The sequence below is a fragment of the Staphylococcus equorum genome (assembly GCF_001747895.1).
Classification (GTDB): Bacteria; Bacillota; Bacilli; order Staphylococcales; family Staphylococcaceae; genus Staphylococcus; species Staphylococcus equorum_A.
Genome location: NZ_LNNB01000010.1, coordinates 48,006 through 63,952, shown reverse-complemented (window position 1 = coordinate 63,952; position 15,947 = coordinate 48,006). Strand labels below are relative to the sequence as shown.

The following is a 15,947-nucleotide window of genomic DNA, read 5'->3' as shown; positions in this document are numbered from 1 at the left end:
CCATACCCCAGGCAAGCATGCGCTTTCAAAATCGGAAGATTTTAACATAGAAAAGCAGCAATCCATTAGAAACTAATAGATTGCTGCTTTTAATTTGAGAATGGGATGTTTATGTCCCAGGCTCTTGGATTCAGCTTATAATATTATACGTGCTTAGTAATTGTTTCTGCTGGTAAACGATATGAACCATGAGCAGGATTTTTAGCTTTTCCTATCGCTATAATCATGACAGGTTCATATCGTTCTGAATCTATATCAAAGGTTGTTGCTATTTGATCACTTTCAAATCCACCTATTGGATTCGTATCATAACCATAAGCTCTGGCAACTAACATGAATTGCATAGCAGCTAGACTACCATCAATTTTTATAATATCGTTCATTTCACTTTTTTCTAAACTTCTATAGAAAGGTAATACTTTCCCAAGCAATTCATCTTTCACATCTTCGGGCATTAACCCTTGCTTAACAGCGTTACTATAGATTTCTTCACCGTATTCATGACTTTGCATATCCCCAAAGATAACTACCATTGCGGACGAAGTATCATTTTGACGTGTATTAAAACGTATAAGTGGACGTAATTTATCTTTACCTTCATCACTTTCTACAACTAAAAAGCGCCATGGTTGCATATTCACTGATGACGGTGCTTTTGTTGCTTTTTGAATCATTTCATCCATTTCTGAAGTTGGTATTTTAACTTGCTCATCAAAAAGTTTTACAGATTTTCTATTCATTACTATATCTTCAAAGTCGTTATTAATCATTATTCATTTCTCCTTAACTATTTTTAACAAAATCAAATTATACTCAATTTATTTAGATTTACAAATCATCTGTTTGAGAATGAAATAAATAGTAACGAGAACTTAAATAATCATGAACAATACTTCATCAGAAACTTAATATAAGGATACGTTTTTCAAAAAAATCTATTATACTCTTTTTAATTAAATACAATTCATTCACTTAAACTTCACGAGTGCAAAATCACAAGTTGTTCTAATCTGTTATTTGCATAGACATCGTTATATTTCTATCACAAAAACCCATTTTTTCGTATAATTTTTTAGCAAAGTTATTCGCAAAAACATTCAGCCTTACTTCTTTGATATTTTTCGCTTTAAAATACTCGCCGACAAATTGTATTAATTCTTCAGCGACCCCGTGTCTTCTATATTCATCAAATACATACAACTCATATATAAATCCATACTCTTCTTGAATAAAATAATCTGTTTTGTCATCTATAAGTACGAAACCTTTCATGTGAGATTCTTCTATTAATACATAATATTCAGCACCTTCGCTTATTAACTGTTTTGACACTGATCTCATCGCATGATCTGATAAGTCAAAGTCTGCTGTTATTGCTTCTTTAAATACAGTCGGTATCGTCTCATTGATTATTTTCAATTCTTCTTGGTTTGCTTTTCTAATTGTCATTATTATGCACCCTTTCTTCAACACTCTTTCATTCTAAATACTTACACTCATTGTTATATCACTTTACATTTCAAATAATTTTTATTACTTTGACAATACCCTAAATCAAAAGAAATTAATTTCAAGACTGTGCAAAATAAAAACTTTATCGTCTGACAACTTTAATATCAATAGAATTCTTATTAACTACTGGATATATTGTATTTTTATAGTAAAATAGGATAGTGACTTTATCTATATACCATTAATTACAGGCGGCTTCACTATATTATCTAAGATAGTTTTTGTAGTATACAAGACCTATTTTTAATTGTGAATACTGTACATGATACAATGGATGCTTTACAATCAACAGATCATCCGATGATTAACAACCATTGTTTTTTAAATAGAGCATTTCAATAACTTACAACGCTATTATCAATAGTTGAAAATATTATAAAAAGTTCGATATATTCTACCTTATATCAAAATATAAAGAGAAAATTTTTTAAAAAGAGGGAATAAATAATGAAGTCTATATCTGTCATAGTGACTTATTACAACTCAGAAGACTATATAGAAAGATGTTTAAATAGTCTTAAAAAACAAAGATTTCAAGATTTTGAGTTAATTTTAGTTAATGATGGTTCAACTGATAATTCAAAAACAATCGCAACACAAAGTATTGCAAATTGGGATATACCAATAAAAGAAATTGATTTACAACAAAATACAGGTCATGCACATGCAAGAAATATTGCGATGCAAGAAGTAGATGCACCATATTTTATATTCATTGATTCAGATGATTATTTAGCTTCTTATGCACTTGCATTTTATATGAAAAAAATAAATCAATTTGACGCACTTATTTCACCAATACATTCATTTACACTTGATATACCACAATATATAGACCAAGACTTAGTGCGTGTAGACTATTTAGATACGAAAACTAAATCAAATCAATTTTTACGCAAAAATTCAGCATGTAATATTGTCTTTAAAACGGCTATCGCACGTGGACATAATTTACAATTTAATGAAGGCTTAGATGTCTTTATTGACTGGTCTTTCATATTAGATTTCATAAAATACTCAAACGGTTTTGTACGTGTGAGTCGCTTCCCATTTTATATCAAAGGCGAAGTTTATGACCCATTCTTAAAACCAAGGTTATCTAAACAAGATTTCGGCATCGTCTTCAACGATTATGTTTATAGTTTTTCAGACTCTATCCAACGTGCACCTTTAAAAGAAAACAAACGTTTCATAAAAAATAAAATGAAAAGTTTATTTAAATATTCGTTTGAGCCTTCGTTGAGAAAAACACCTGAAAGATATGAACAAAATAGTGAGTTATTACCAAGCGTTACAAGACAACTCTTTCCTACAATTTTCAAAAATGAAAAACCTTTATTTATTGCTGAAGCACTCATGCTTATGTTTAATAAGAGAAAATCAGCATTTAAAATTAATCAGCTTAGAAATAAAGCAAGATTAGCTAAAAATGTTGTTTTACGCAGAAAAAATAAACATCGTGCACTTTACCAATTGACAGATTCTGAAAATAAAGTTAATCCAAAAACAATCGTATTTGAAGCTTTTGGTGGTAAAAATTACAGCGATAGTCCTAAATATGTTTATGAATATATGATGAAACATCATCCGAATTATGAATTTATATGGGTATTAAAAAAGCCTGACAGCATACAAATACCAGGCCCAGCAAAAAAGGTTCGAAAAAATTCTAAAGCATACTATGATGCTTATTCTAGAGCAAAATATTGGGTATCAAATGCTAGGCTCCCACTGTTTCTAAATAAAAAGCCTAACCAAGTCTATATCCAAACTTGGCACGGTACGCCATTAAAACGCTTGGCAAACGATATGAAAGTCATTCGTATGCCTGGAACAACAACAGATCGTTATAAACGCAACTTCAGAGAAGAAACAAATCGTTGGGATTATCTCGTTTCACCAAATGCTTATTCATCAAAAATATTTGAAACAGCATTCTGGATGAATCCAGAACAAATTCTAGAAATTGGTTATCCTAGAAATGACGTTTTAGTTAATCGTTCACAAGACGAAGCCTATCTTCAAGAAATCAAAGAAAACTTAAATTTACCTGAAGATAAGAAAGTGATTATGTACGCTCCTACATGGAGAGATGATGAATTTGTTAAAAAAGGTAAATACTTGTTTGATTTGAAAATAGACTTAGATAACTTACAGGAACAATTAGGTGACGAATATGTGATTTTATTAAGAATGCATTACCTGATTTCTAATGCCCTCGATTTAAGAGGTTATGAAGAGTTTGCAATTGACGTTTCAAATTACAGTGACATCTCTGAATTATACTTGATTTCAGATTGTTTAATCACAGATTATTCGTCAGTCATGTTTGATTACGGCGTACTAAAAAGACCACAGTTCTTTTTCGCTTATGATTTAGATAAATACGGTCAAGATTTACGTGGTTTCTATCTTGATTATCATAAAGATTTACCAGGTCCAATTTATCAAGATGCTTATAAATTAGCTGATGATTTGAAAAACTTAGACCAGGTAAAAGTAGATTACAAAGATAAAATCGACACTTTCTATAATGACTTTTGTTCATTAGAAGATGGTAAATCGTCTAAAGCAATTTCTGATTTAATTACTGGTCAACAAGACGAGTAGTTTTTATACAAGCGTTTCAGCGCTTGTATTCCTTTATTAAATTAGCCTTGTGGGGCGGGAATAAGCAATCAAATTTCAAATTTTGATTGCTTATTCCCGCCCCTATTTTCATTTAATTTTTGAGCTAATAACTGCCAAGCTCTGTGATAATTATCGTCTAATTGTACAGGTTTAAAACCAAACTCAAGATACATATTGATGGCTTTATAACTTATCGTTTGTGAAGTTAAATAAGCTTTATTATGATGTAACGCTAAAATATTCATTGCTGCACTAAGTAATGGCTTAGATAACTTTTTGCCTTGATATGCTGGTATGATGCCAACCCAATGAATTCTCCCCATCATTTGACTATCATCACCTAAATAGCCATACCATGCAGTAGTCGTACCCACAACTTCTTGCTTCTCATTTTCAATGAAGATACAACGTTGTTCCATCTCTGTTACATGATCTCCAAACTCTTTATCAAACCTTTCTAATGCCATTTCCTCAGTTGTAAACTCACCTGCTAGCGTTTCTATATAAGCCCATAATTTTTCATCGCCTTTACGAAATTTCCTAATGACAAAACCTTTAGGCACATCATACTGTGGTATATCATCTAACTGTGTTCTCACCATTTGTACTTTAATATTTTCCATTCTGCCGCACCCCACATCTTTAAATTTGTTATATCAACTTATGTTTATAATAGCCTTATTCCCATCATAAAAACACCTATTACAACTTCCAATAAAAACTTATCTATTATGCACATTATAAATTTATGAAAAACATAAAAAAACTGCCAACCAAAAAGTTATACATTTTTGGCGACAGTGAAAATATCTATACTTCCTTATTTTGAAACACCTATCGTGTTCAACAATACAATACCTATGAGTATAAACACGATTGCTATGATGCCTGTGAGATTTAGATTTTCATTAAATAAAAGGACTGCGAGTACTGTACTTAGTACTAATCCCAAACCAGCCCAAGTGGCGTAACTTAAGCCTAACGGTAGATATTTCATAGCTAAACTAAAAAAATAAAAACAAATCATAAATGAGATGATTGCTGATAAACTTGGGTATAATTTACTAAAGCCTTCAGAAGCCTTAAGTGAAACCGTGCCTGTTACTTCAGTAATAATAGCAATCAATAAATATAAATAAGCCATAATACTCCTTCCCTAAATCGAAGCACTTGGAAAGTTAATCGTTTTTATATTAACGCTTTTACCAATCACGCTACTTCTATTTAATCAATATCAAAGTCCTATTTAACTATTGTGCAATAGTTCTCTTTGTAATTTACAACTCTAAAGCAGCATCATTTTAACAGCTATAAATAATAAGCAACTGGTGAAAATCATTAAATTTATGACTTCACCAGTTGCTGTTTTTAAATTATATAGATTGGTTCATTACTTTTATTTTACTGTTCCTGCATCTTTGTCATGTACACCATGACGATAGAAATCAATGTTTTCTGGTTCCATAGGTTTTTTACCACGGATAATGTCTGATGCTTTTTCTGCCATCATTAATACCGGTGAGTGGATATTTCCGTTTGTAGTGCGCGGCATTACAGAGGCATCTACAACACGTAAGTTTTCCATACCATGTACTTTGAATGTCTCAGGATCAACAACTGACATTTCGTCTGATGCTGGGCCCATTCTACAGCTACATGATGGGTGTAATGCAGTTTCACCATCACGTTTAACCCATTCAATAATTTCTTCATCTGTTTGTACTTCAGGTCCTGGAGAAATTTCTCCACCATTAAATGGATCTAAAGATTTTTGAGACAAGATGTTTCTGGCTACTTTGATAGCTTCAACCCATTCGCGTTTATCTTCTTCTGTAGATAAGTAGTTAAATACGAAATCTGGTTTTTCAAATGGGTCTTTAGATTTAATCTTCAAGTAACCACGAGAGTTAGAATACATTGGACCTACGTGTACTTGGTAACCATGAGCATGTGGTGCTTTCGTACCATCGTATCTTACTGCGATTGGTAAGAAGTGGAACATTAAGTTTGGATAATCTACGTCGTCATTTGAACGTACAAATCCGCCACCTTCGAAGTGGTTAGATGCTGCTGCACCTTTACGACCTAAAATCCATTGCAAGCCAATGAATGGCATCTTCAACTTATTAAGGCTGGGTTGCATTGAAACTGGTTGTTTACATGCATGTTGTACGTATACTTCTAAATGGTCTTCAAAGTTTTCTCCTACGCCTGGTAAATGTAAACGAGGTTCAACACCAACTGAACGTAGGTGTTCTGAATCACCAATACCAGATAATTGTAATAATTGTGGAGAGTTAATTGCGCCACCTGATAAAATAACTTCTTTCGCATTCACTGTATGTTCTTTACCATTCTTCTTGAATGTTACACCAGTTACTTTATTACCTTCAAAATTTAATTTAGTTACAAATGCACGCGTTTGTACGTCTAAGTTTTTACGTTTCATAGCTGGATGCAAGTAAGCTCTTGACGCTGATACACGTCTACCATTATGCACTTGACTATCAAAAGGTCCAAAGCCTTCTTGACGGAAACCATTAACGTCTGGTGTTTTATTATAACCTGCGTCAACACCAGCATTGAAAAATGCTTGGAATAACGGGTTTTTAGCAGGTCCACGTCTTAATTTAATTGGACCGTGGTGACCACGATACTGATCATCTTTAGTAGAACCGAATGTTGTTTCCAAACGTTTAAAGTATGGTAAACAATGGGCATAGTCCCATGATTCCATGCCTTCTGGTTGCGCCCATTTTTCATAGTCTAATGGGTTACCACGTTGATAAATCATACCGTTAATTGAACTTGAACCACCTAATACTTTACCACGCGCATGTCCAACTTTACGGCCATCCATATGTGGTTCTGCATTTGTTTCATAAATCCAGTCATATAGTTTATTTCCTGCTGGATACATTAATGCTGCTGGCATTTGGATTAATAAATCCCATGAATAGTCACTACGTCCAGCTTCTAATACAAGTACTTCATTAGAAGCATCTTCACTTAAACGGCCACCAAGTACCGAACCGGCACTCCCACCACCAATAATGATATAATCATATGATTTTTTCATTTTTGATAAAACCTCCTAAATTTTTAATTATTAATATTTTATATTTGTGTGTAAATTACCTATTGTTTACCAAACCAATTTACTGGCTCTGGGTTCGTATTACGTAGAATATGTTTCTCAACTTGATATTCTGCTAAGCCTTCTTTACCAAGTTCTCTACCAATACCTGATTGTTTGTAACCACCCCATGGTGCTTGTGCAAAGTATGGGTGGAAGTCATTAATCCAAACTGTACCCATCTTCAATTTATTAACAACACGTTCAGCTTTACCGATATCTGAAGTGAATACGCCACCTGCTAAACCATAAATTGAATCATTTGCTAGTTCGATTGCTTCTGCTTCTGTTGAAAAGCCTTCAATCGTTACAACTGGACCAAATACTTCTTCTTGTACAATACGCATTGAAGTATCACAATCTGTAATGACAGTTGGTTCAAAGAAGAAGCCATCTTGTAAGTCTTCACGTTCTGGTTTTTTACCACCAATAGCAATCGTTGCGTTTTCTGATTTTGCAACTTCCATATATTTTTCTATTTTTTCTCTGTGTTCAGCTGAGATAACTGGACCCATTTCAGTTTCTGGATTAAATCCATCACCTAATTTAATATTTTTAATTCTTTCAACTAAAGCTGTTTCGAATTTATCTTTGATATCGTTGTGTACTAAGATTCTTGCGCCTGCAGAACACACTTGGCCTGCATGGAAAAAACCACCATTCAAAGCTTGATCGACTGCAAGATCAAAATCAGCATCATCAAAAATAATATTAGGATTTTTACCACCAAGCTCTAATGCAACATTCGTTACGTGGTTAGCAGCTTGTTTCATAATATGTTTCCCTGTTTGAATGCCACCTGTAAAAGATACTAGGTCTACTTCTTTATGAGATGATAACGGCTCTCCTACTTCAGAACCTTTACCTAAGACTAAGTTAATAACACCTTTAGGGAAGCCAACTTCCTCCATCAATTCAAATACACGAATTGTTGTTAGCGGTGTGATTTCACTTGGCTTCATAACTAGCGTACAGCCTGTAACTAATGCCGGAGCAATCTTCCATGAAGCTTGTAGTAAAGGGTAGTTCCATGGTGTGATTTGTGTGACAACACCTACTGGTTCTTTTATCACTTTACTTTCAGTATTAGGAATTGGTGAATCTATCATTTCGCCGCCATCTTTATCTGCTAAACCAGCAAAATAATGAAATACATTCGCAATGTCGTCCATGTCCGCATATGATTCTTCTAATGTTTTACCTGTATCCAATGTCTCAAGTCTTGCTAATTCTTCACGGTGTTCTACGATTAAGTCAGCAATTGCGCCTACTTTTTTACCTCTAGATTCACTTGTTTCTTGAGACCATTCACTGCCTTCAAATGCATTTCTTGCAGCTAAAATGGCACGTTCACTATCTTCTGAAGTACCTTCTGCGACTTCAAAAATGACTTCTTGGTTATATGGATTAATAATTTTTCTTGTTTCTTCGTTCGAGCTATTTACCCACTCACCATCAATATATTGACGACGAGATAATTGATTTAAAAGTTCCATGAAAATTACCTCCGTTAAGTTTGTTAAATTTTTATTTAACGAATTTTACAAGCTTTATGTTAGCATAGTAATCGAAAGGGTGTCAAACGAGTTTAGTTATAAGCTGGTTATGGATTTGTATAATTATAAAAATATAGTTATTTTGAATTCCTTAATCATCAATAGCTTGAATTTGTATAAAAATTTATCGGAGGTGTACATCGTGGTACATTCAAACAACCCTGATAAGCAATTGGATGAAGCTAAAGATATCGTCATCAACGCAATTGGTGAAACGATGGACCTATACGGGATTAACAGAAGTGTGGGTAATTTATTTGGTACTATGCTCTTTGAAGACAGCATGACGTTAGATGAAATGCGTGAACAACTACAAATGAGCAAACCTAGTATGAGCGCTGGAGTTAAAAGACTCCAAGAATTCGATCTTGTCAAACAACAGTTTACACGTGGCAGTAGAAAACAACATTTCATTGCTGAAAAAGACTTTTTCAATTTCTTTAGTAACTTCTTTACCCGCAAATGGAAAAGAGAAATTGTAATTAACTCTGAGGCTGTTCATGATTCAGTAGCTATCCTTGATAAGGTCATCAATGACAAAAATGCTGATGCAGCTACAAAGACAGAAGCTAGCGAAGTCAAAGCACAATTAATTGATACATTGCCTTACTATGATTGGTTAGATAATTTGGGCCAAACAATCGAAAGTGGCGAAATATTTAAATACTTCCCTATTCCAGAAAATAAGAAATAACACTTATTTCATTATTTCAGAGTAATTGTACAATCGAAAAATGGCAGTTAGATTTCACTTTAGATATCTAGCTGTCATTTTTTTCATTTCCAGATACACTTTTCTCATTGATTTCAATACATTTAGTGAAAAAGCGTTGCAAAAATACGCATTTAAAATTTCAGATACGTCACAATCCACTTCCATCTTTCACTACAAAAAAACAGTGAAGCAATCTATCGTCATAGATGCTCCACTGCTTTTTATATATTTTTATCTATAAGTTGTCGTCATTTTTCTTTTCTCTCACCTGTGTAATTCTCAGTGAGCGTCGTTCTACTTCTTTATATTTATCCGCACGGCGCTCAAGTTTGAGTCGATCCTCATTTAATGTCCGTAAGAACGAGATCATCATCATGACGAAGACAATGAGTACTGGCACACTAGCAAGTAAGGAAGCTGTTTTCAACACTTCCAATGATCGCTCACCACCAACAAGCATTAATGCAAATGGTAATAAACATAAAGCGAATGCCCAATATAAACGGTTTGCTTTCAAAGGTTCTCCAACCACTTTTTTCTGAGATGCTGCTGCTAAAATATAAGACCCAGAATCAAAAGTCGTTGCTAAGAACAGTACCGCAGAAAGTAAGAATAAAATAATAACTAAGTTAGGGAATGGTAATTGATGCAACACTTCAATTATAGTTGCTTCTGTACCATGCGTGTTTAAATTCTGAACAACATCAAACGCTCCAGTTAATTGTAAATAAACTGCATAGTTACCGAAAATACCAAAGAATAACATACAGCCTAAAGTACCGTATATTATCGTACCTAGAACGACTTCTTTCATAGTTCGTCCCTTAGAAATTCGTGCAATAAACAATCCAATAAACGGTGCATATACAATCCACCATGACCAATAGAATATTGTCCAATCTTGTGGGAAGTTCGTTTCCTTACGTCCACCGATACCTCCGAATGGTTCTATCCATGTCGCCATTTGGAAGAAGTTTTTCACCATATTACCCATACCTGTTATAGTTGTTTCCATAATAAACACAGTTGGGCCAACAATCAGCACAAAACCAAGTAAAACAAATGACAGAATAACGTTCCAATCACTTAACACTTTTATGCCTTTTTTCAATCCAGAATAAGAACTGTATGCAAAAAGTGCAGTTATGATAAATAGAATCGCACCACGCATGACCATACTATCTCCGTCTAAACCGGTCAATCTTTCTATACCTGCTGTAATCATCGGTACGCCAAGTGCGAGTGATGTTGCAGCGCCTCCAAGTAAACCGAAGATAAATATAATATCGGTAACTTGTCCAATAAAGCCATCTGTTTGGCTTTTTAAAATAGGTCTCAACGTTTGGCTGATTTTAAAGACTGGTTTTTTCTTCACGAATATAAGATAACCAATACATAATGCTGGCAATACAAATGTTGCCCATGCGATAGGACCCCAGTGGAACATGCCATACATTGTAGCGTAGTTTAAAGCACTATCCGTCATTCCTTCACCACCGTGTGGCGGATCTTGATAGTAAAAAGCCCATTCAATAACGCCCCAATATAAAATATCTGAAGCAATACCAGCACAGAACAGCATTGCTGCCCAACTAAAATTATTGAATTCAGGTTTATCTGTAGCTTTACCTAATGTCACATTTCCATATTTTCCAAATGCAATGTACAAAACAAATATTAAAATTGCTAAGCCAATAAATAAGTATACTGAACCAATTGTACTTACAACAGCTTCATTCATTTTCGTAATAATATCTTGACTGGCCTTTGGAAAAACCATCATAGGAATTACTGCAATTAATAAAATTACGGAAGACCCTATAAAGGTCGTCCAATCCATTACTTTATTCTTTTTCAATTGTTGAACACCCCTCATAGTAGATTTGTATGTAAAATTACCGCTAATAAATTTAATGAATTAGCAAGAACTATTTAATTATTCACAAACATGAGCCTAACGAATTTTAAATAATAATGCAAATTGCATTCAAATGAGTTATTTGTAAAAGATGAATAATTATATAAAAACAACAATTAATTTGAATACGGAAATCGCTACAATCACAGTGTTAAGTTTAAACTTAACGAAATTAATGAATCTTACAAACTTAACTAACTGTATTTTTATACAATAAAGATGAATATATATTCTGTTTTATTTTTTTATTTTCTTTATGTATTCGGTGTTTTTTAAAAAATATTTCGTTTAATTTTTACATTTCTTGCTTTTTGTTAATATTACTAAAAAGCATAAAATAATTATAAATATAAATGCCTTGAAATTGCTTCAGATTAAACTAACTTCGAGTTTAAATTAATGGCGTTTAAAACTAAAAAAGGAGAGGTAAGTGTGCACAAAAAAGTGCCAACAAAGTCAGAGATTTTGTCGACACTCATAATCTATTTTTATAATTTTGCTTTTGCCATCTTATATTGCATTTACTGTTATCGAATATTAATATTTTGCAGCATCAGATGATGGATGTAAGATTGATTCTACATCTTTGTCCGATAATTCATAATCATAAAATTTTTGATAATATGTTTTAATTTCATCTTTCATATTATATTTAAATTTATCTGGATGGTTATGTTGTGCCATCCATTTCAACATTAATGGGGCATCGCCATTTGGTGGGAACCAACGATAAATACCTAACGGTACTTTATAGACCTCTTTATCTTTCACTGCTTTCACTTGGCTCCAATCTTGGCCATCTGTTTTATTTTCAATTAAATCTTCTGGTTGTGTTTCAGTGAAATTCGTAATGTAAATTTTATCCGGATTCCATTTATAAATTTGTTCCATATTAACTTCTTTTTGTCCCTCTACGCCATCTTCTCCAACTACATCAATGCCACCCGTTGCTTTAATCCATTTTTCACTATGGAAATTTGATCCAGCTACAACGATAGAATTATCTGTGTGCTGATGTAGAAATAAAACTTTGGGTTTCTCTGATTTTTTTGTGTCTTTCAAGCTTTCATCAATCATTTTTTGAGATTTTTCGCCCTCTTGCATAAACTTATCAGTTCTCTCACTTGTTTTACCACCTTTGATGTCTGAAGTTACTTCCAACCAGCTATTAAATGTAGTCAATGGATCGTCATCTTCATCATTTACAGTTTCAAGACCAATTGTAGGTATACCACTTTCTGCAACTTTATCTAAGGTTTTCTCTTCAGATGCAAGTTCAAAGTAGACATCTGGATTGATTTTAGATAATTCTTCTATATTTATATCACCATTTTTCACAAATTCAGTAGATGCTTTTTTAACATCAGGTGATATTTTAGCTAGCATTGAATTTTCTGCAGCATTATAGGCATTAGGATGTAATCCCTTAATTTCTTTAGTAGAATTCGTCCCTACAAACCAAGCAGAGAAATAAGGCAGTATGCCGCCTACTACAATACTATCTGGATCTTTTTCAACCTTCACTTCACGATTGGTTTGATCCGTAACAAGCTTTTCCTCTTTCGTTAATTCTTTATCTTCTGAATTACTCGTTGTACTGTTTGAACTGCATGCAGTAAGTAATGTAGCTGACAATACAATCCCAGCTAGGATACTATATTTTCTATTCATTGCTGATCTCCTGTTCATATCCATTTTTCTAAACTAAGTCGTTTAGTTTGTAAGACCTAGAGCTATATACACCCTCAAAACTTGATTAATTACCTCCAATACCATTAGAAGTTTATATTTATGCATATTTCCCTATTTATAAACCATTTTAGTGATAATGATAATCAATTTCAATATATTTTTGAATTATCTTACTTTTAGTGAAAAGTATTCTATAATATAGAAGGAATACTAAAGTATTGAATAAAGAGGTTTTAAAAATGGATAAAAAACAAATTGTAAATTATTGGGATAAGCGTGCCGAGTCTTTTAGTAAAGATAAACAGGCAGAATTAGAAAGTAGTCATGCAAAAGCTTGGCTGAAAGAAATAGAATCAATTATTCCATTAAAAGATGGTTTAAAAGTCTTAGACATAGGTACAGGTGCTGGTTTTCTAGCAATCCTATGTGCGCAACAAGGTGCTGAAGTTTCAGGTATTGATCTTGCTCCTGATATGATTCAATCTGCAAAACAGAATGCACAACAATTAAATCAAAGTATACAATTTAAAGTCATGGATGCAGAACACCTAAATTATGAAAATGAAACTTTTGATGTCGTTATCGCTCGAAATGTGACATGGTTATTGCCCCACACACAAGCTACTTACAAAGAGTGGTTACGTGTGTTAAAACCAAATGGTCATCTTATTAATATAGATGGGAACTATGGCAAAGATTCCTTTATTAATTACGGAGATATCTCAACGGATCACGCACATAATACACTGGGAGATGAAATGTTGCAGGAAAGCGAAGCCATCAAACAAAGCATCCCCATTAACCACCAATCAAGACCACAATATGACATGAATATCTTAAAACAACTAGGATATGAGGCCATTCATCTTGATACTGGCGTATATACTCGAATATATAAAGAACAAGATGCTTTTTATAATCCAACACCTATATTTTTAATATCAGTCACTAAACCTATGCCCTAGTTTAATGTACATTTTTTTATATTAGATAGAATATTTATTATATTTTAATATCTTAAGTGCCTTGAACTTGCGTTATGCTTCAATTTTTATCATACTAAAAGAGAATACAGTAAAAGGAGTGGTAAGAATGAATAAAGAACAATTTGATAAAGTGAAAAATGGTAAAGGTTTCATTGCTGCATTAGATCAAAGTGGTGGTAGTACACCAAAAGCGCTTAAAGATTACGGCGTTACTGAAGATCAATACGATAGCGAAGATGAAATGTTCAAACTCGTTCATGACATGCGTACACGTATTGTATCATCACCTTCATTCAGCGCTGATAAAATTATTGGTGCAATTCTTTTCGAACAAACGATGGATCGCGAAGTAGACGGTAAACATACTGGAGATTACTTAGCTGATAAAGGCGTTGTTCCCTTCTTAAAAGTTGATAAAGGCTTAGACGAACAAAAAGATGGCGTTCAATTAATGAAACCTATGCCAGATTTAGATGCTTTATTAAGTCGTGCCAACGAACACAAAATTTTTGGTACAAAAATGCGTTCTAATATTTTAGAACTTAACAAAGATGGTATTGATTTAGTTGTAAAACAACAATTTGATGTTGCTAAACAAATTATCTCTGCTGGATTAGTTCCAATCATTGAACCAGAAGTTAATATTAATGCTGAAAACAAAGAAGAAATTGAAGCATATTTAACTGACTCAATCTTAGAAGAACTAAACAAATTAAACGACGATCAACTTGTAATGTTAAAATTATCTATCCCTACAAAAGCTAACCAATATCAAACACTTATTGACCATGCTAATGTTGTACGTGTTGTTGCACTATCAGGCGGATACAGTAGAGAACATGCAAATGAAGTCCTTAAACAAAACAAAGATTTAATTGCTAGCTTCTCTCGTGCACTTATTAATGATTTAAATGTAAACCAATCAGATGAAGAATTTGATAAAATCTTAGGTGAAACAATCGAATCTATTTATGACGCTTCAGTCAATAAAGCCTAAATAAATAATTCCTACACATTATTTATTTCCCAGGAAAAGCAAAGCGCTTGAGATTTGAATACCTCAGTGAACTAATAAAAGCAGTTTTCTACTCAAAATGTAGAGAACTGCTTTTTTATGTCATACTCTTACTAAAATGTGAGGTGATTTGAGATTATAAGTTCAAGAAGTGCCTATGGTATGTAATAAGCAATAACATCCTAATTACCTTTTTCAATTTCAGGATAAACAATATATCCATCATCTTCTATAATAGGCAAAGCACCCCATTGTCCTAATTCGTGTTGTTGCTGAATAATTTGTTGTTGGTTATCAAGCATAATATGATGTACAGACCATTCGTGAGCAGCTAGCCAATTACTCACAATTAATCTGTGACATCGCGCTGGATGTGGTTCAGAACACATGTAAGCTACACGTTTTGAATGTCCTAATACTTCTAATGCTTTGATTCCTTCTTGAAAATCCGCTGTCAAAGTGTAATCAGCATAATTATGGAAAGATTCATTATTCCAAGCTTCATTTATTGTTCTACCTACACTTTCAGAGGCTTTTCTTCTACCACCTAACAACGTATTATATTGATATTCAATATTTGCTTCAGTAAGCCATTGTCTTATATTGTCTTCATTAAATTGAGGATTGCGTTTACTGCCTCTAAATGCACGTATATCCACAATGACCTCTATATTAAATTGTTGAAGCATATCTATAAATTGTTGTTCTGAGTGATTCGCGTGACCTATCGTATATATTTTCGACATTCTAATCCCCCTTACCGTTGATACATCCTGTATTTATACT

General features: G+C 33.2%; 13 protein-coding genes. 4 read left to right on the top strand and 9 right to left on the bottom strand.

Annotation, left to right across the window (positions count from 1 at the left end; all coding sequences use genetic code 11):
- Positions 1 to 143: 143 nt before the first annotated feature.
- On the bottom strand, positions 144 to 770 hold the full coding sequence (locus tag AST02_RS06230; RefSeq protein ID WP_069816595.1) for a nitroreductase family protein: 627 nt from the start codon (positions 768 to 770) through the stop codon (positions 144 to 146).
- Between the two features lie 235 nt (positions 771 to 1,005).
- Positions 1,006 to 1,449, bottom strand: coding sequence for a GNAT family N-acetyltransferase (locus tag AST02_RS06225; RefSeq protein WP_069816593.1), 444 nt, complete (start codon positions 1,447 to 1,449; stop codon positions 1,006 to 1,008).
- A gap of 510 nt (positions 1,450 to 1,959) precedes the next feature.
- Between AST02_RS06225 and AST02_RS14075 the strand changes: the two genes are divergently transcribed.
- A complete protein-coding gene (locus AST02_RS14075; protein WP_081333009.1) occupies positions 1,960 to 4,122 on the top strand; it encodes a bifunctional glycosyltransferase/CDP-glycerol:glycerophosphate glycerophosphotransferase in 2,163 nt (720 codons plus the stop codon).
- Between the two features lie 68 nt (positions 4,123 to 4,190).
- Here AST02_RS14075 and AST02_RS06215 read toward each other — a convergent pair whose 3' ends face one another.
- From AST02_RS06215 to betB, 4 genes are all read right to left on the bottom strand, one after another.
- Positions 4,191 to 4,766, bottom strand: a complete 576-nt coding sequence (locus tag AST02_RS06215; protein WP_069816591.1) for a GNAT family N-acetyltransferase — start codon at positions 4,764 to 4,766, stop codon at positions 4,191 to 4,193.
- A gap of 197 nt (positions 4,767 to 4,963) precedes the next feature.
- Complete coding sequence (locus tag AST02_RS06210; RefSeq protein WP_069816589.1) at positions 4,964 to 5,287, bottom strand: DMT family transporter; 324 nt, start codon at positions 5,285 to 5,287, stop codon at positions 4,964 to 4,966.
- Positions 5,288 to 5,539: 252 nt separating this feature from the next.
- Positions 5,540 to 7,222, bottom strand: coding sequence for a choline dehydrogenase (gene betA, locus AST02_RS06205; protein ID WP_069816587.1), 1,683 nt, complete (start codon positions 7,220 to 7,222; stop codon positions 5,540 to 5,542).
- A gap of 59 nt (positions 7,223 to 7,281) precedes the next feature.
- Positions 7,282 to 8,775, bottom strand: coding sequence for a betaine-aldehyde dehydrogenase (gene betB, locus AST02_RS06200; protein ID WP_069816584.1), 1,494 nt, complete (start codon positions 8,773 to 8,775; stop codon positions 7,282 to 7,284).
- Between the two features lie 202 nt (positions 8,776 to 8,977).
- On the opposite strand from betB, the gene cudC reads away from it, so the two are divergent.
- Positions 8,978 to 9,529: a choline uptake/conversion transcriptional regulator CudC gene (cudC, locus tag AST02_RS06195; RefSeq protein WP_069816583.1), complete on the top strand. Its 552-nt coding sequence runs from the start codon at positions 8,978 to 8,980 to the stop codon at positions 9,527 to 9,529.
- A gap of 256 nt (positions 9,530 to 9,785) precedes the next feature.
- Here the strand turns inward: cudC and AST02_RS06190 are convergent, their stop codons facing one another.
- Together AST02_RS06190 and AST02_RS06185 are read right to left on the bottom strand one after the other, a co-directional pair.
- The gene (locus AST02_RS06190) at positions 9,786 to 11,408 is read right to left on the bottom strand and encodes a BCCT family transporter (protein ID WP_069816582.1); all 1,623 of its coding nucleotides are present in this window, start codon (positions 11,406 to 11,408) and stop codon (positions 9,786 to 9,788) included.
- A gap of 597 nt (positions 11,409 to 12,005) precedes the next feature.
- Positions 12,006 to 13,139: an ABC transporter substrate-binding protein gene (locus tag AST02_RS06185; RefSeq protein WP_069816581.1), complete on the bottom strand. Its 1,134-nt coding sequence runs from the start codon at positions 13,137 to 13,139 to the stop codon at positions 12,006 to 12,008.
- 260 nt (positions 13,140 to 13,399) lie between these two features.
- Here AST02_RS06185 and AST02_RS06180 point away from each other — a divergent pair, with 260 nt between their 5' ends.
- Together AST02_RS06180 and AST02_RS06175 are read left to right on the top strand one after the other, a co-directional pair.
- Entirely contained in the window at positions 13,400 to 14,125 is a 726-nt protein-coding gene (locus AST02_RS06180) for a class I SAM-dependent methyltransferase (protein ID WP_069816579.1), read from the top strand.
- Positions 14,126 to 14,252: 127 nt separating this feature from the next.
- A complete protein-coding gene (locus tag AST02_RS06175; protein WP_069816577.1) occupies positions 14,253 to 15,143 on the top strand; it encodes a fructose bisphosphate aldolase in 891 nt (296 codons plus the stop codon).
- A 200-nt stretch (positions 15,144 to 15,343) separates the two neighbouring features.
- On the opposite strand, the gene AST02_RS06170 is transcribed toward AST02_RS06175, so the two are convergent.
- On the bottom strand, positions 15,344 to 15,907 hold the full coding sequence (locus tag AST02_RS06170; RefSeq protein ID WP_069816575.1) for a DUF488 domain-containing protein: 564 nt from the start codon (positions 15,905 to 15,907) through the stop codon (positions 15,344 to 15,346).
- Positions 15,908 to 15,947: the final 40 nt, after the last annotated feature.